The 17695-nt window shown below is 39.7% G+C and carries 13 protein-coding genes and 2 pseudogenes; 1 reads left to right on the forward strand and 14 read right to left on the reverse strand.

All coding sequences use genetic code 11. The features are described 5' to 3' along the window. Positions 1–289 precede the first annotated feature (289 nt). The 4 genes and pseudogenes from V7068_RS01170 to V7068_RS01185 form a co-directional block, all read right to left on the reverse strand. Positions 290–379, reverse strand: a pseudogene (locus tag V7068_RS01170) (IS6 family transposase); the annotation flags it as partial. Between the two features lie 165 nt (positions 380–544). After that, on the reverse strand, positions 545–1045 hold the full coding sequence (locus tag V7068_RS01175) for an acetone carboxylase subunit gamma (RefSeq protein WP_499710590.1): 501 nt from the start codon (positions 1043–1045) through the stop codon (positions 545–547). Positions 1046–1069: 24 nt separating this feature from the next. Continuing rightward, complete coding sequence (locus V7068_RS01180) at positions 1070–3355, reverse strand: hydantoinase B/oxoprolinase family protein (protein WP_499710592.1); 2286 nt, start codon at positions 3353–3355, stop codon at positions 1070–1072. Between the two features lie 33 nt (positions 3356–3388). Next, positions 3389–5527, reverse strand: coding sequence for a hydantoinase/oxoprolinase family protein (locus V7068_RS01185; RefSeq protein WP_499710594.1), 2139 nt, complete (start codon positions 5525–5527; stop codon positions 3389–3391). Positions 5528–5969: 442 nt separating this feature from the next. Between V7068_RS01185 and V7068_RS01190 the strand changes: the two genes are divergently transcribed. Further along, entirely contained in the window at positions 5970–7940 is a 1971-nt protein-coding gene (locus V7068_RS01190) for a sigma-54-dependent Fis family transcriptional regulator (protein WP_499710595.1), read from the forward strand. A gap of 211 nt (positions 7941–8151) precedes the next feature. On the opposite strand, the pseudogene V7068_RS01195 reads toward V7068_RS01190, so the two are convergent. The 10 genes and pseudogenes from V7068_RS01195 to V7068_RS01240 all read right to left on the reverse strand — a co-directional run. Next, positions 8152–8334: pseudogene (locus V7068_RS01195) on the reverse strand (DDE-type integrase/transposase/recombinase); the annotation flags it as partial. A gap of 68 nt (positions 8335–8402) precedes the next feature. Then, the gene (locus tag V7068_RS01200; RefSeq protein WP_499710604.1) at positions 8403–9164 is read right to left on the reverse strand and encodes a response regulator transcription factor; all 762 of its coding nucleotides are present in this window, start codon (positions 9162–9164) and stop codon (positions 8403–8405) included. Between the two features lie 5 nt (positions 9165–9169). Further along, complete coding sequence (locus V7068_RS01205) at positions 9170–10408, reverse strand: sensor histidine kinase (RefSeq protein WP_499710596.1); 1239 nt, start codon at positions 10406–10408, stop codon at positions 9170–9172. A gap of 543 nt (positions 10409–10951) precedes the next feature. Continuing rightward, positions 10952–11380, reverse strand: coding sequence for a GlcG/HbpS family heme-binding protein (locus V7068_RS01210; RefSeq protein ID WP_499710597.1), 429 nt, complete (start codon positions 11378–11380; stop codon positions 10952–10954). Positions 11381–11399: 19 nt separating this feature from the next. Beyond that, complete coding sequence (locus V7068_RS01215; RefSeq protein WP_499710598.1) at positions 11400–11732, reverse strand: glycerol dehydratase reactivase beta/small subunit family protein; 333 nt, start codon at positions 11730–11732, stop codon at positions 11400–11402. Continuing rightward, a complete protein-coding gene (locus V7068_RS01220) occupies positions 11729–13579 on the reverse strand; it encodes a diol dehydratase reactivase subunit alpha (RefSeq protein ID WP_499710605.1) in 1851 nt (616 codons plus the stop codon). Before V7068_RS01220 ends, V7068_RS01215 begins: the two co-directional genes overlap by 4 nt. Positions 13580–13586: 7 nt before the next feature. After that, a complete protein-coding gene (locus V7068_RS01225; protein WP_252289129.1) occupies positions 13587–14033 on the reverse strand; it encodes a diol dehydratase small subunit in 447 nt (148 codons plus the stop codon). A gap of 12 nt (positions 14034–14045) precedes the next feature. Continuing rightward, a complete protein-coding gene (locus V7068_RS01230) occupies positions 14046–14624 on the reverse strand; it encodes a propanediol/glycerol family dehydratase medium subunit (RefSeq protein ID WP_499710599.1) in 579 nt (192 codons plus the stop codon). A gap of 14 nt (positions 14625–14638) precedes the next feature. Beyond that, the gene (locus V7068_RS01235) at positions 14639–16306 is read right to left on the reverse strand and encodes a propanediol/glycerol family dehydratase large subunit (RefSeq protein WP_499710601.1); all 1668 of its coding nucleotides are present in this window, start codon (positions 16304–16306) and stop codon (positions 14639–14641) included. A gap of 34 nt (positions 16307–16340) precedes the next feature. After that, entirely contained in the window at positions 16341–17177 is an 837-nt protein-coding gene (locus V7068_RS01240; protein ID WP_499710603.1) for an MIP/aquaporin family protein, read from the reverse strand. Positions 17178–17695 lie beyond the last annotated feature (518 nt).

Here is a 17695-nt window from a genome sequence, read left to right on the forward strand (position 1 = left end):
TTGGCACCGACCTTGCCCACTTGAAAGACTGTTTTTCTTTCAAGTGTTGCTCACCCAAGTCTCGCCTCTGCCTCTTCTTATGGAAGGTGGTAAGTGGGATATTTGTGAGAAAGAACCCCAGTGGCTTTAACCATGGGAGTGGTCAGCGAAATAGGCTCTTGAATTAGAAAAAACCGACTGTATTATTTTAAAACAGCCGGTTTTGTTTCGGAGATTGATTATTTCAGTTCTGGTGCAAAAATAAAGTAAAAAAGAAGGCAGCGTATCTATTCCTTAACGGAATCATGCCTTATGATGCTAGCACAAACAATTGATGAATGAATTCTTTCTGATTTCGAACAGACTGACCCCGTAGATCTATTTGTTCTCTTTTAATCATAGCATCAACAATAGTATTTTTTGTTGTGTATTTAGATCAATAAATAAAGTGAGACTTCCATCAGTGGGAGTTTTCTCTCATCACCCTCTGATGGAAGTCCCGCTGCGGGGAAAATATAGGGAAACCCCCAAGAGTCTCCCATCCTAGAAAATCACCACTTAAAATCTATTTAATCGTTGGCAATGGTTTCTTGATCCACTCATTATAGAACGTATCAATATCTGGTTCAAAATCAAGAATAATCGGATACCAAGGAGGCACTGCTTCAACCTCCAACTGAGTTGCACATCCTGGGCAATAATATTCGCGAATAACCTGCCACTCTGGGTCTGGTGACATTAATTTAGGATAAATTTCATTCATTTTCTCCTCTGTATCCCTAACAAAAATTTGCGCATGCAGCTTCCAATTTTCTTTATAATTACAGAATTCATGGCCGCAGTCGCATTTAACGATACGATCTCCATTTGCTTTTTGCACAATATATAGATGCAATCCATATGGAAGAAGGATTGGATCATCCCAGCTCACACGATCTTGCAAAACCTCCCTATAAATTTCAAAACGCTCAGGGTCTTTGTGGCTTGTCATCATATCTTTCAACTGATAAAACTCTAATGTCCCATCAATCAACTCGGCAATTCTTTTCTTATCGTATTTTGCCACTTTCTTCACCTCTTTTTCTTAATTTTATTGTTTTTTCTTTTGTTTGAATCGATTGATGCGTGACCCGAGTGTAGGTACGCCTAAATCATCTTCATAGATCATCCATTCTTCAGGAATGTTCCAGAAGCTCTTGAATTCATTTGTAAACTTTTCACTTAAAGCAAAGCTTTGTGCATACATGTGTTTAACTTGTATCGCAGCATCTTCGTTCAAAATCTGCTTTCTTTCGCCTTCCATCCACTCTTTTGTTGGCTGACTGCGATCTAAACGTTCCTTGCGGATTTGCTTGCGCTTTTGTTCAGTGGCTTGTAAATCAACCGTATAGACTCCATTTTTTTCTGTAAAGACACAACCATACACTTGTTCTGCATAACGAAGAAGAATGTACTTTTCATTTAAATCTTCTTCTACCTGCTTTGGATTCCTTTCAAGCGGATCGCCGAATCCTGGGCCCCCACGAAGGTAGTTCATAATCACATCGTAATCACCAAATTGTTCTTGTGTAGACACCGCCTGTCTATCACGGTACACAACCTCGGCATCCATATTTTCCTCATAGGTAGGATGATCTGGATCCACATCTCCGCCCAATGGGATAGGCAGTCCCTTCTCAATACGTTCTTTGATGTTCGTTTTATTTGCTTGGAATCGATACCCTGCAGAGGCTGGATATCCTCCCATTAGACCACAGTCCGTCGCCATTACTCCAGCACCAGCAACAAACATGGTCCATTCTTCTGCACCCCAACCTAAACGAAGCGATTGCCAACCATTTCCGCCACGGTATTTACCAGCCCCACCTGACCCAGGTAAAATTTGTCTTCCTAAAAAGATGAGCGGTTCAAGTATTTCCCAAATTTCCATGTCCCCCATGTCCCCCTCTGGATTCCAGAGAGCGGCAGAATGGCTGATTCCATCTTGAACGGCACTTGCCCCCACCCCGCATGATGAAGTCTCAAAGCTGTTCATTGCGGATAATTGACCATATTGATCATATCCTCCTCCCATCAACCAGTTAGATGTATGAGCATTTCCAGCGTTTACTTCTTCTAAATAACCGCGTCCATAGTAAGACCGGCTCAATCCGCGCCAAAGTGGAGACCATGCCGCCACAAGCGCATGCCATGTATTCGAATGGGCAGAACGAATGTCATCCGGATTAAACCAGGATCCATATGGAATTCCAAACTTACTTGCGTAATAAGCACCATCATTAATCCGATCATTTGGTACAAGAGTCTGTGAAAGCATGACCCATATCCCACTCGTGATTGAAACAGGTGTTGCATTGAACGGGTGCCAGCCCCAACGGTTTGCTCCTTCAAAATCAATTTCAAACTGTGCATCTTTATGAACAGTGATTTCAGAAGGTGTATGAATAATTGTATTAAGCTTAGCAAATGAAGGGAGATCCAAATCTTTAAAAGGTACATCTACAAATGAAGCTTGACGATATTTACCCGGAATTAACATGGTTTTTACCTGATTCACAAAGCCTCGGCGTCCATCCTCAATAATTTCACGCATAAATTGTTTATAAGCGTCGACGCCTTCTTCCTTGATCACATCTAATACAAGATCACGGATCATATGACATCCAGCTATACGAGTTTTTTCATCAAGTGTCCAGTATTTCACCGCACGCACTGATCTTGTACTTTCAAGCAACCAATCTTTCGATAACACATCATTTTGCCCAATTTTTCGACATGTTACTTGATAACCATCATCATATCGTTGAACAGGACCCATTGGCATACTTCCTGGGGCAGATGCTCCTGTATCAATTACATGCGTTACACCGCCAGCCCAGCCTACAACTTCACCTTCCCAGAAAATAGGTACAAGTGTATGAACATCACATGTATGGACATTTCCTACATGGTTATCGTTATTACAGAAAATATCTTTATCGGCAATACCAGGATTATCCTCATAATCGTTTTCAATCATAAATTTAATCGCAGCACCCATTGTGCCTACGTGGATAATAATCCCGGTAGATGTAACAATTGAATCGGCTTCAGGCGTGTACAAACTAAAGCATAATTCGCCTTCCTGCTCAACAATTGGAGACGCAGCCACTTTTTTTGCTGTTTCCCTTGCATGAACGACTCCGCCGCGAAGCTTGGAATAAATTTTCTCAAAACGAATCGGATCGCTTTCCTTAAATGGAAGCGTCTTCAAACCAGCATAATGACCCGTTTCTTTACTAATTTCAGTTATTTCCTTCCGCATTTCCTTTAGCGTTTTCCCATCCCAGCCAATACCTCTTTTCTTTTTTTGAACGCCCGTCAGTATTTTCGCCAAATTCAGTACCTCCTTAAGATATTTACTTTTAACCTATTCCTTAATCTCTTTTAGATGGAAAATACGATTTTCATCGAGATAAGCCTCAAACCCAATTGGAACAACCAATGTAGTAGCTGTTGATTCAAGGATTGAAAATGCATCAATTCGGTTGCCAGGCAACAATTTTTCCATTTCATAAATCTTTGCTTGAAGGTGCTCGCCATTCCAATAAATTTTGCGAAATCCTAGAAAGGCATCGACAGGTGGTGTTTCACCAAATAATGGCTCCTGTGGAATTTGCGGTTTTGCCACTTCAACCACGCCACGAACAATGGCACCTGTGATGGAATAGCCAAGCTCTGGAGAAAGGGCAGATTTTGCATAGACTCTTGAATAGGTCTCTTCGAATGTTTGAATAAGGCTATCCCAATCATCGACAGATTTAAAGGCAGAGATAGGAGCCTCGATTTCGAGGTCATTCAATTGGCCCTGATATTGCATCCGATAAAGAAGACGGAAATCAACTTCTTCTGGAGAATAATCATTTTTCTTAAATTCCTCTGTCACCTTTTTCTTTAATTCATCCCATGCCGCTTGTAATTCTCTACCAGCTAAGAGAATATCCGAATCCTCTGCCCTATCATCGACATTTAAATCCAATGTTTTGTCATAACGATATTCGAAATCTGCTGCCCCACAGCCAAATGCAGAGAATCCAGCTGCCCAAGCAGGAATCAGAACATCCTCAAAGCCAAGCCCCTTCGTATAGCCCGCTGTGTGTAACGGACCTCCGCCGCCGTATGAGAAGCAAACATATTGCGAAGGTGAATATCCTTTTCCTAGAATCATAGATTCAAGGTAGTTTCGAAGCTGTGATTCTAATAGTTCAATCACCCCATAAGCTGCATCCTCAACCGTTAACCCAAGCGGATCTGCAATTTGTGTTTTAACCGCTTCATAGGCTTTTTCCTTTGAAAGCTTAATCACCCCGCCAATGAAATTATCTGGATTGATTAAACCAAGAACGACGTGGCAATCAGAAACGGTAACCGTATCAAGACCGCCCTTAGGGTTACAAACACCGACACGGGATCCCGCACTGTCTGGTCCTAGAGTAATATTTCCATAGTTAGGATCAATTCGAACGAAGCTTCCAGTACCCGCACCCGTTGTATCCATAGAAACAAGCGGTAATGATAGGACAAGGCGAGCCATATCAGGACTTGCATTAATAGCTAATTCTCCTTGCGTAATCAAACCAATATCAAAGCTTGTTCCGCCAATATCGGAACATGCGACATTTTTCAATCCAAGCTGTTCTGCTAAGTATTTTGCTCCAACCATTCCCCCGATTGGACCTGAAACGCAGGTTCTTGCCAATTCATTTGCTTTTATACTAATTGTGCCACCGTGACTGGCCATAATCCGCAGATCAAAATTGGTTCCCGCTTCCCTCAGTGCTGTATCAATGTTTTCTAATGTTTTGCGTGAAGGTTCCGCAGCATATGCCTCGACAATTGTTGTATTTGTCCGGTGGGATTCTTTTCGCACCGGATAATAATCTACCGTTGCAAAAACTTTAATATCTTTATTTGCTTTTGCTACGATTTGTTCCGCGATATCGCGAATTTTTCTTTCATGCGTAGGGTATTTATAGGAGTGAAGTAAGCTGATTACAATCGCTTCTACATCCTCATCAATCAGTTTTTGGATGGCTGGTTCAATTTCATGCTCGTAAAGGGGAATGACAACGTTTCCAAAAAGGTCCACTCTCTCTGTTACGCCAACTGTCCATTTTCTTGGAACAAGAGGAGGATCAAAGTGATGGGTATTAATATGGATTTTGTCGGAATAGGAGTATCCAAGGAATGACTGAAGCCCACGACCCATTCGATGGTTATCCTCCATCCCTTTATTAACAACTAATCCAACACGACGCCCTACCCGTGAAACGAGGCGGTTGAGCATCGCCGTTCCGGAATAAACACCTGCAAGTAAGTTAGGAAATTCCTCCTCCATTTTCGCATTCCATTGGCTCAAAGCATCCTTAGCAGAGTTTAATAGTCCAATATGTTCATCTAGCGGAGTTGTTTGTGCCTTCCCTACGACAAAGTCCCCTTTTTCATCAATAATAAACGTGTCTGTCATTGTACCGCCTGCATCAATGGCAAGAATTTGAGATTTGGCCAATTACAACTCTCTCCCTTCGAGTGTAAGTAAATGAATTAAACAGCAATTTATGTACAAATACGTTGGTTATATTTTTGCTGTTACCCTTAATAATGCAAGTAGTGTGCCACCACTTTAAAATCCTCAAATTTCCGAATAAATAAGGCTATACGGTAAGCTTTATCAAGTAGAATTCCCACTCATTAATGGTTTGTCGCGTAAAACAAGATTAATAGAAAGACTGTAGTATTTTGCAACACATGTAGCGCTACACAATGTTTTCTCGATACAGTTAAACTGCTTGATTTAAATAACGGGCTAAGTTAATATTTTAAATATACAGAATATTTTAAAATGTTAACTTTTATTGTGGTTAACTTCTTAATCATTTGCATCTGATCCCCTAATCGGCTGATTTTTAGTTGGAAATGTTTCGAATAACATTGAGGAGGTTTTAAAAAAGTTGAAAAACCATTTTCTCTCTATTTTTTCAACACAGGATTTGCATAATAAAGTGGGTGAAATAAAACATAAATGGGAAAAATTCATTACAAATCCCTCCAATTATACAAATCTGCAAACTGTGGTTCGCCGCCAAATATTAGATTCATGGAGCCGTTGTCAATCGATGGGTATTAACCCCGAACAAAAACAAGCTAGAACTGCACTTACCTCATTTGAACTAGAAAAACTTCTTTCAGAATCTGACCTGTATCTTGCAGCCAAACCGATTATCGACCATATTTATGATACATTAATTGGGACTGGCTACTTAATTACTCTTAATGATGAAAGTGGGAAAATGATTTATTTAAAGGGCGAACCAGAGATTATGAGGAAAATGGAAAAAATGAATTTTTCTCCTGGAATGGATTGGAGTGAAGGGGCAGCAGGCACCAATGCCATTGGTACAAGCATTGTTTCTAAAAAGCCTATTCAGGTTTTTTCTGCTGAACATTTTTGTGAAGGCTTTCATCCAATGACATGCTCCTCCTCCCCTATTTTTCATCCATATACCAAAAATATCATTGGAGCAATCGACTTTACTGGACTTTGGCCAAGCACACAACCTCACACACTTGGATTAGCCGTCTCCCTCGCACAGATGATTGAACAACAACTACTTACCATTTATAGAACGAAATATAGGCAACTGGAAGAATATTATCATCAATGTACACTCAAATGGCGGGATCATTCTGTCCTTGTCTTTAGTAACGAATCCGTTCTTGTTGATGGAGATCCAACGTTACTAAATGCCTTAAATTTGAAAAAAGAATTAACATTTGATAACCATTTAAAAATTAAAGAACTTCTTCAAAATCCAGCAGATTTCATGAATAAAGCGGCAGGGTTTCAATTCACCTATTTGAACCCTATCGTGATAAATAAAGAAGAAATTGGTTATATGGCTATTTTCAAAACTAAAAGTGGCACGTCATCAAGCATGCTAACTCATTCAAAAGATCACCATTTGATTGGTGAGTCTGCGGAAATAAAAAATATATTACATAAATGCCAGCAGATTGCATCAGTCAATACCCCTATTTTGTTAACTGGTGAAACAGGTACGGGCAAAGAACTGATTGCAAGGTATATTCATGAAGTAAGTTCAAAAAGTGATAAACCTTTTATCACGATTAATTGCGGTGCCATGCAAAAAGAATTAATTGGAAGTGAACTATTCGGTTATGAAAGCGGGACATTTACAGGAGGAAAAAAAGAAGGAAAGAAAGGAAAATTTGAAGAAGCGAACGGTGGTACGATCTTTTTAGACGAAATCGGAGAAATGCCGATTGACTTACAGGTGCATTTACTAAGAGTACTTCAAGAAAAAGAGTTTACTAGATTAGGTTCATCAAAGACCATTAAAATAGACGTGAAAGTAATCGCCGCAACAAATAGAAATCTGGAGGCCATGATTGAGGAAGGATTGTTTAGAAAAGACTTGTTTTTCAGGCTAAATGTTATCTCATTTACGGTTCCTTCGTTATGGAAAAGGAAAGAAGACATTATTCCCATTAGCGATTACTATTTAGCTTTATTTGCAAAAAAGTATAATAAACCCTTGCCTTTTCATTTAGCAGAGAAGACAAAAAGTTTCTTTTTAAGCTACAAATGGCCGGGAAATATAAGGGAACTAAGAAACGCCCTGGAACATGCCGTCATCTTTAGCAGTTCAGCTGAAATTGAAAAAAGTCACTTACCCGATTATTTAGCCAACTTTCAAACTCAACAATCACTTAGTGAGGTTGAACATTCAAGCTTTTCTATAACGGAAAAAGCAGAAATGGAGCTAATAAAAAAACTCTTAATTCAAAGCGGATGGAATATTTCAGCTGTTTCAAAAGAATTAAAAATAGCAAGGTCCACCTTATATCGGAAGCTAATAAAGTATAATTTAAAAGAACCGAGTAGTGTTAAAATACAATGAAAGACTATCAACTTTAAACTCTTAAAACTTATATTCATTGCAAGATTCCCCCGATTAGGGGGGGCTTTTAGTTTAATTAAAAATTCTCGCGCCTATTAGCCGAACTTATAACACACTTTTCCTCTTAGCTATTCGACGCAGGGGGCATGTACATGCATCCTCTATATTATTCAAATACTTCTGTTATGTACGTTGCATACTATCAGGTTGCTTTTTTCTTTTTTAACTCTTCAATGGCGATAGGATAAGCCCGATTCTTATAGACTGTAATAACTCGAGGCTTAGAGACATGAAAAGACCGCAAAGCTTTCTTGAAGAAGCACTTTGCAGCCCTTTTGTCTCTTGCTTTACTGAGATAAAAATCAATTGTGTTTCTTTTGGAATCGACTGCACGACATTGTCTTGAAGTTTTTGCACCAGAACCAATTTTTCTATCTCTCCCATTCACAAAAAATGTATACTCTACATTACAAAATTATTAAATGAATTTAATCGTTTCTTTCTTCCAACAATAGCTTGTTGTTGATATTGTGTTGGTGTCGTGCCTTCATATTTTCTGAAAACCCTCGCAAAATAATTTGAATCAGAAAACCCACATTTCTCACTGATTTCTGCAACTGTTTTCCTCGTATGGACAAGATAATGTTTTGCTTTTTCCAAACGACGACTCGTTATATATTGTGTAATAGTAAAACCCGTTTCCTGTTTAAACAAACGACTAAGGTATTGTGAATTAAGATGGACTAGCTTAGATAACTTCTCTAAGTTTAACTCGATATGAAGATTAAGCTCGATATAATCTTTGACTTTTACAATATCGTAATGCTCATTGGACTTCTCTAAATGCGTGGGAATGAGGTTCGTATCAAGCATTGGTATAAACTTCGTTAAAGCTCGTCGAATATCTTCTGAATGAGCTGGTTTTAATAAAAAATCATCCGCTCCCAATTTAATAGTACGATAGGCAAAATCAAATTCATCATAAGCTGTAAGGAAAATTATTCGACAATGAGAAACTTCCTTTTTAATAATCTCCGCTGCCATTAGACCATCCATTATAGGCATTTTAATATCCATAATCACGAGATCCATCTGTTCTTCCTTTGCTACTTTTACAGCATCAACACCATTTTCCGCCTCGAAAAATTGATTTACTTTAAAGTTATGTTTCTTGATCATCAATGTTAACACTTCCCGTTCTAACGGTTCGTCATCCACAATCATTACTTTCAAGCCAAATCACCCCCAACTTTCGGGATTGTAATCTGAACTTTAGTCCCTGCCCCTTTCTTACTTTCAATAGCTGTAATTCCATAACCTTCTCCAAAATAATGTTGAATTCGTTTATGTACGTTCTTTATACCAATTCCTGTAGTATGACCATTACTTTTAGTTTTTTCATCTGAAAGTATGGATGATAATTTTTCTTGTGAAATACCTACACCATTATCAGAAATTTCAATTACCACGTTATCATTCATGGAAAAACAACATAGTTTAATAGCCACTTTACCTTGTGATTCAAACCCATGTAGAATAGCATTTTCAATAATTGGCTGGACACAAAGAATAGGTATTTTTATAGCATCAACATTAAAAAGCAAACTTTGTTCATACTGAATTTTGTTTCGAAATCTAGATTGCTGAATGTTTAAATAATTCCGCGCATGCTCTAACTCTTCCGTTAAACTTACAAGTTGGTCTATGTTACGCAAACTATAACGAAGTATTTTAGCGAGCGCGTATGTAACCTTCTGAGTCTGTTCAGCGCCTTCAAGATAGGCCAAACGTGAAATCGTATTTAAAGTATTAAATAAGAAATGAGGATTAATTTGCGACTGTAAAACCTTTAATTGCGTTTCTTGTAATGTTTTTTCCAATTGTGCACGAAGCTGCAGTTCTTCCATCAATTTTTGATTTTTTTGATTTAATTCTTCTTGGGTAAAATAGTTTGCCCCCATCTTAACAATATAATTGGCAACTAGAAGAAGCATATCTGCTGCTGCCTCTACCCGTTTTTGATTAGCAAATTCAATTTGATCAAGGTAATGATTGAGAATGTTCTGGTCAATTTGAAGATGCTTCGTATTCTGACGAACCTGATCAAGTCGCTCTTCATCCTGCCCTTGAATTAATACCTGCCCACAAAGGATTGCTCCCAAATATTTTTCATCGAGAATGATTGGAGCAGCCAAATCAACCAGACCAGAGTGACAACGGTGAATAATTGTCCTTCCCTGTTTAGCTGCCATTTTTCCCAAACGTTCATCTGATAATATACATCCCCGTAATCCCTCATCTGATGTTGAGCGTATATAAGAACAAAAGTTAGTGAAGTTACTAGGCTTTGTAAGCGGTGCCCCATTTTCATCTGAAATAACAACTCCCAAACCTGTCGCGTCGGCAAAGAGATCTTGAATTTCCTGGAGAGTGTTCAAGTCTACGATATTTTTAAGTTTAAAGATCATTTTTGTATCCCTCCCAATTTTCCCCTTTGCTATAACTTTTATATTTCACATAGCAAGAAAGCGTTCTCATAATGAAGCATACTAAACCATTAATATATTAGCATTTTTTGTAAAATACCACTAATGATAAGCTTTCTTCCATTTTATCTATTTCTTATTCCAAGAAAACAGCGCCTGATTCCAATATAGGCCATCCAACGTCTTTTATGCTAACCCTGCTACAACATGAAACAGTTTGGTTTGAATCATGCGTAAATATTATATAAATAAAAGAGCTAATCCAATCATTGAATTAGCTCTTTCATTTATACCATAAGCTTCCGTACAATCATTCACCTTGGAAACATAAATAAGAATTGTCTTACTTCTATCATCAAATTTTATATAAATCTCAAATATATACAACCTTTCCATTTAAATAGATTGCACCCTTAGAACCGTAAAGTAGAAGTAATAGGTGGTCCCAAGGGTACGTTTTGAACAGAATTTAGTATTCATCTACAACGAAATGAGATAATTCAAAACTATTATTCTGCAAATCGATTAACCGTTTAACAAGTATTCCAACTCACTAAATACTTGTACAGCTGACTGAGCGACTTGTATATCCTGTTCTACAGAACCACCACTGACACCTACAGCACCAATAACTTGCCCATCTTTCCATAATGGAATTCCTCCGCCAAACACGACAACCCGTCCATTATTTGTTGTATTAATACCATAAAGCTCTTTTCCCGCTCCAGCTGCCTGCGCTAAATCTGCTGTCGGCATTTTCATAGCAACGGAAGTCCATGCTTTATTTTGGGCAATATCTATGCTGACCAATAAAGCATTATCCATTCGATGGCAGGCTATGAAATTCCCTCCCTCATCAACAATGCTAATGACCATAGGGACTTTGATTTCGTTCGCTTCCTTTTCAGCACTTTCAATCAGTTTTTTCGCTAATTCTAAATTGATCAGACTCATCCTTTCCCAACCTTTCCTGCTAAATAGATAATGGCAAGCCTTTAATCAAACGGGCTGCGTTTTTTCCTAATGTGCGCCCGTTTTGAAGGCTGTCTTGTAAATATGGTTCTTCTTGCTTTAATTTATCGTGATGCACACATAAATCTCCATTTTGATCAATGCCTATACCCACTTGCAAAGGGGATCTGGATGCTGCTTCCCTCCCTAGTTCAATAAAACTGCCCGCTTTTTCCCACTTTTGAAGTAAAAATGGGACCCCTTCTTCTTCCAATCCGGCACAGACTTCTTGAATTTGATTAGGAGGAAGAGCGCTATTATATAAGATCGTAATATAAATGTTACTTTTATTCATTTTAATACCTCATACCCAATTCTAACAGAGGATAAGACCAAGCCTGTAGCAACTGCATTTCGCGGGCCTTCTGTGCCGCGTATATTGGCAAAACCAGCTACAATGCCGTACCTGCCTAGTTCCTCTGTTAACATTTGCGGAATTTCAAAGTCAAGTGCCGATCCCCCCACCATGGCAACAAAAGACAAGTGTTTTAAATTGCCTGTCGGGATGACCCGCTTAAGAGCACGCAACGCATTTGTTACAAACACTCTCCGCTTGGCGCTCCGCCGGATTTCCCTGATTTTTTCCATAGATACTTTGCTTGATAAAGGTGTGAGATCCTGTTCTTCCCGAATCACGACTTTCCCGAATGTGTACGGAGGAAAAGGCGTTTCGGAAAATAGCATCGTTCCGTCTTCCAGCTGCATATGGAATAAACTCAGTACCTTTCCTAAAGGATACTTTTTAATCTTTTCAGCCAGTTCCTTATCCCCTAAAGCAAGTTCAGAATTAATCAGCATCGTGACCATGTCCCCTGCACCGGCCAAGTGACTTGAGGTGATTTTGCCAGATTTATTCATCATGGCAGCATCCGTTGAACCACCGCCCATATCGAGAATAACAATCGGTTTTCTCGTACCAGGCGTCGTTAAGGCTCCACGGATGGCCATTTCCGCTTCAACACCGCCAACTTCTACTGCAATCCCAATTTCTTTTTCCAATAAAGACGCAACTCTTTGAATAGGAACTTTATCTGTTTTTACCATTGAGGCTAAAGCGACGCCGCTTTCCATGGAAAGCTCACCCGCCATTGCTCCGCTAATAGAGGTCGGGATCACCGCATCAACGGCCAAAAAATCAGAGATGGTAATTTCATTTGGCAATTGTCCAGTAAGTTCTGCTAAATCATGACGGAGACCGTTAAACATCCCTCCGACATTCGTTCCTGTTTCTCCTTGGACATCTGCCAGCGTGTCCAGCATTTCTAGTTTTTCATACGTATTCATAATGGCTTCTGCCCCATCATTAATGGATACTTCCAGTTGTTGGTTATTCGTCCCGATTAAAATGATCCGTCCCGCTTCTATTTTCCGTTCCACTACTTCCCCCTGTGGTGTTCGGATTACGACGGCCGATCGATTGCCGACTAGTGCTTTAGCGACTAAAGCAATTTGTATCGTCTGATCTGGATCCAACTGAAAGACGGTAGAAAGGCCGTATGGGTTGCTTAACGTCCGAATCACATGACCCGGTAAAGCGACTTCTACCGCTGCTAGTTTCAAAAGAGGAACTTTTTCAATTAAAGCGACCTCATCTACGATGGGGATTTTTTTGTTCAGGCGGTTGTGTATTAACACTCCGTCATCTTTTTGAACAATCGCGCCGGTAATGGATATTCCTTTGCTTTCTGCTTGATTCAGGCGTTGGGCAACCCATTCATAATCAAAAGATTTAGGTATAACAGCGATATAATCCTGGTCTTTTTCCTCTACCTCAAATAATTCATTGATTAAAACTGTTATCCCGACGCCTAAACCGGCTCCACCTGGCGTATCCGGATTATGGCCAATCATGGAAGATTCAGTAATAATCGTTTCGCTAATCAAATCCATGGCCAGGTCACCAATAACTGGCACAGCATCATTCAACCGGATAAGATCAATGTCTTTTAGCTCGATGCCCGCCTTTTTAGCCGCTTCCTGCAAAGCACGGCGGATGCCTTTCACATTATCAGTAGTTCCTTTTATGCCCGTTGTTTTGACTAAATGCTGGGAAAGAAATTCAGCATGATCTCCCTCCACACTTGCGATTGCCACTTCAGTCGATGAATTGCCGATATCTACACCGGCTAAAATTTTTTTCATCAATCTTTTAGTCCTCACTCTTCCTTAATCTTCCGCGCCTTTCATACACATCTGCAGCTTCGCGGATTAATCCAGCGTTTTCTATCGCTCCGTATTCTTCTTCTAATTCATTGGCAATCGCTAAAAGCTCTTCTTTAGTCGAACGGTTAGGGCGCATAGCATTATAGATTTGTAATATACGAGCATCCGATATCTTAATCATTTCAGCTGCCCGGCGGAAGTTTTTCGCCAGTTGTGTTCTTCCTAAACTTTCACTGATATCTGCATGCATTTCAAGTGTTTTTGGACTGATGCGCAAATCCGCTCCTGTTACCTCTCCTTTTAAAGCAGCATCCAGTGTTAACTCATTGTACGCTTTTCCGGTAGGTGTAAATAGCAAATCCGGACTTTTTGAACCGAGCGGATAGTTTTCTTTTGTTAAGCTTTTCGTTTGTTGTTTCGTTAAGTTTTCCATCTATTTTTCCTCCTAGTCTTTTATTAAAAATCCCGCTTTTAATTCAACAGGCTTCTGATCTGGCACAAGCGACTGGCATTCTTTTAAATAAAGCAGGGCTGCCGCCGCCTGGTATTTAGGCCGTGCCATTTCGTCATTTACCACAGGAACAGGATTTGGGCTTTCTCCTAATGCATACATTGCTGCATTCCGTCCAATTGCCCGGTACATTTCTAGAGTAATTAACGGAGATTGAGGAAATAATTCAAGATTGGTTAGCGGATCCAAATCACGCTGATGGATCACTGCTGTTCCCCGTGACTGCAAACCAATGCTAATACCTGAACCGCTCATTTGGGCTGCTCCGTGCGCCATAAAAGCCAAGTCGGCCGTGCGCAAGCTGCGAATGACACGGGGAACAGCTCCTTGTTCCTCAATCCCTGAAAGGATTTCGCGCAGAACAGAAGCGTGATTGATTTTCATAATGGTTTTATTCATCTCTTTTCCAAAAGCAGGGGCTACGGCTACAATAACTTCCCTAGGGTTCGTCCCTTTTACCGCTGTCCCAATTTCCGTTAATTTCATCTCTATTGAAAATGATGATGTCGTCATGTTCGGTTCCTCCCTTAATCAAAGTCTTTCGGACTGATGGCTTGACGAATGTTTTTAATTTCTTCCCATCTTTCCGGACTGAGGCGGTATCCTGTTCCAGGTCCCATGTAATCGTTTTCATCGTTTACCGCGCTTATAACGACATTATCTTTATTAATAATGGCCGATGTATGCAAATAGTCGCCAGCTACCCTTTGTTTCAGCATATTGAAAATCCGTTCGGCTGTTTGTCGATATCCAGTCTTAGCTAAGATGAGAGCTATATCATATCCCGAAATCCCATCTCGTAAAATTCGCTCTGCCGCCTTTAAATCTTCAACAACATTTCGCTGCGGCATATCTTCACTGCTATTCGCATAAGTAGCCGCTTCCACTTCCTCATTTGTAATAATCGGGAATCCCAGCTCTTCAAAAATAGCTTGTAAAGCTTTGGCTGCCTGGTAGCGAACCTCAATAACGCTTTCTTCATCCACCGGCTTTAATCCGCCGTCCACCATCATATCCCGCTGTATAATCAAGTAATCATCTAAATCACTAGAATCCATATTAGAGCCGGCAAACATATCTTCATTGTTCGGTACAGCAGCGTATCCGGAAAAGATAAAATCTGTACCAGGCAGCATTTGACACAACATTTTTGCACTGCGGCGGATTTCCGAATGTGAGAAAGTTTGGTCGTTTCCTGAAGCTACCTCCATATCAAATAATGTAGTAGCTAAGTTTTCTGCTAAGACAGCACGAATCCCGCTCGGTACAGAGGAGGGTATGCCGATGCAACTGATGGAACCATTTTGCAGTCCTTGAACCCCTGCTCCTTTCGCCATCATGACACAGCGAATTTCTAAATAAAGCATAGATTTCCCTTCTGCCCCGGCCATTTGCACCTCAGAGCCAGTACCTGATGTAAAGCGCATTTTAGCTCCCCTTGAAGCATAGGCAGAGGCTAAAAATGACTTGGACCAAGGTGTATCATCCCCGTCTATAAAAACAGATTCCGTACCATAAATCGAAACAGTTTCAGCATAAGAAGTCATCCCAAGCATTGCTAAACGAAGTTCAGTCGCTTCTTCTAAAGAATCTTGAGTTAAGACTCCATTCCTTGCCGTTTGGGAACCCACGAGTAATGCTAACGCATTAAAAGGAGCATAACGGGCAACTCCAACGGTCGTTTCTTGTTCGTCAAATCCATAGAGTCCCGCCTCTGCAGCATCCGCCGCCATTAATACAGGGTTATCGCGTACATTTGTGACATGACATTGGTTAGATGGTGTTTTCCTTGCCCTCATCTTTTGTAAAGCCATCATCATTTCTACAACATTCATATGATTGAGAACTTCCAGCACTTTTGCAGGCGTGAGACCTTTTGACAGCTTTACAATTTCTGAACGGGACACATTAATATCCACAAGTTTTCGGGCAATCTCTAAGCTTTCAAGAGCCATGACTTCTTCGACTATGCTTGCATCAATCGTGTAATCTGCAATAAACTGGTCCAGCATATCAAAGTCTTCTCGTTTTTTTTCATCCAATTCTACTATCTGGCCATTTTCTATTCTGATAGAAGGCTTTGGATCATTCGGACTTGACATAGCGACAAATCCCATTTCAGGCCATTCTATTACAAATCCATCTTTATTAACGGGTCTTTTTTCTAAAATCTCAAATCGTTTTGAACGTAGCATAGAATATCCCTCTTTCTATCATTATTTAACATTATTAAGTTTCCGAAGAAGCGGCGATTTCTTCCTGAGTATCCTTTTTTTCTTGCAAAGCAGAACCTTTAGAAGGAAGATATTTGCTGATGAGATAATCATACAGCCCTCCCCCTATCACCGCCCCAATCATTGGTGCGATAAGAGGAACCCAAAAATATCCTTTTATTCCGTCAAAAGCGACAGGTCCCCAGCCGACTAGCGCTGTGAATAATCTAGGACCAAAATCTCGCGCCGGATTCATTGCAAACCCAGTCAACACACCAAAGGCACCGCCGATTACAGCGATAACGATTCCTACTGCCAAAGGAAATAAGGCTTTTGTGGGAGCAAATGAATTTCGTTCGTCAATAAAGGAAAATATAGCAGCTACTAGCAAAGCCGTTATAACAATCTCAACACATGCAGCTTGAAAATGATTTAGATAGAAAGCAGGATAGGTAGAAAAAATACCAGCCAAATTTTGACTTTGTGCACTCCCGCGAATCACTTCGTTTGTTGTTTCATAGTGAAGGAAACCATTATAATAGAGTCCGTATACTAAGGCGGCTGCTGTAAAGGTTCCTATTGTTTGTGCTAAAATATAAGGCAATACCTTAGCCCAAGAAAACCCGCGATAAACAGCAAGCGCTAATGTGACCGCTGGGTTAATATGCGCTCCCGATATGGCAGCTGTTAAATAAAGAGCCAGACTTACAGCTACTCCCCAAATCATCCCTATATCCCACATCGTGTATTGAGCTCCATTTAAAACAAGAGCAGCTACACAGCCTGCACCTAAAAAAATCAAAATAAAACTGCCAACAAACTCTGCAATTAATTCCCCTTTTAGTTCTTTCAAGAGTGATACTCCTTTCAATTTTTTAAAACTCCCTCTTTAATCGAAGGTCCTCCCTTTCCTTCTCGTAAATTAATTATAATTTTCTGAATTTTCAATGTCCCTAGACACTATTTACGTTGTCTAGCATTTTTTATACTTTTTTTAGGTTCATTAGCATTTTTTATACTTTTAAAATAGAGAAAAAATTATGTGGAGGCACATACAGTTTTATGGAGTGGGAGAAATGAAAAAAAGGAGAAATTAAATCAGTAGTTAGTTATTTAAAAAGAAATATGAAGGCATCATGCATGCTGATATTAAGAAATATTAAGTTTAGTATTGTCATGAAAATGCTATAAATAAATCCCATATTATGTAATTAAATTCTAGTGACAAATGATATCCTCGGTTTTAGTATTAGTAAAAAATCAATCTTCTGTTAACATTCGTGTCCAGACCTGTAATGAATTCTTTAATACAAGGCTCTGTTATATGACGCTGTTGATTTTTGACTTCATTTAAATTCAGCATATCTCTGA

Origin of the sequence: Bacillus sp. JJ634, from assembly GCF_036962285.1 — a bacterium.
In the GTDB taxonomy this organism is placed as follows: domain Bacteria; phylum Bacillota; class Bacilli; order Bacillales; family DSM-1321; genus Peribacillus; species Peribacillus asahii_A.

Excerpts from the sequence above, each read along its gene's own strand:
- V7068_RS01200 (WP_499710604.1), bottom strand. The coding sequence starts at position 9,164 with ATGATTGTGGATGACGAACCGTTAGAACGGGAAGTGTTAACATTGATG.
- V7068_RS01205 (WP_499710596.1), bottom strand. The coding sequence starts at position 10,408 with ATGATCTTTAAACTTAAAAATATCGTAGACTTGAACACTCTCCAGGAA.
- V7068_RS01210 (WP_499710597.1), bottom strand. The coding sequence starts at position 11,380 with ATGAGTCTGATCAATTTAGAATTAGCGAAAAAACTGATTGAAAGTGCT.
- V7068_RS01215 (WP_499710598.1), bottom strand. The coding sequence starts at position 11,732 with ATGAATAAAAGTAACATTTATATTACGATCTTATATAATAGCGCTCTT.
- V7068_RS01220 (WP_499710605.1), bottom strand. The coding sequence starts at position 13,579 with ATGAAAAAAATTTTAGCCGGTGTAGATATCGGCAATTCATCGACTGAA.
- V7068_RS01225 (WP_252289129.1), bottom strand. The coding sequence starts at position 14,033 with ATGGAAAACTTAACGAAACAACAAACGAAAAGCTTAACAAAAGAAAAC.
- V7068_RS01230 (WP_499710599.1), bottom strand. The coding sequence starts at position 14,624 with ATGACGACATCATCATTTTCAATAGAGATGAAATTAACGGAAATTGGG.
- V7068_RS01235 (WP_499710601.1), bottom strand. The coding sequence starts at position 16,306 with ATGCTACGTTCAAAACGATTTGAGATTTTAGAAAAAAGACCCGTTAAT.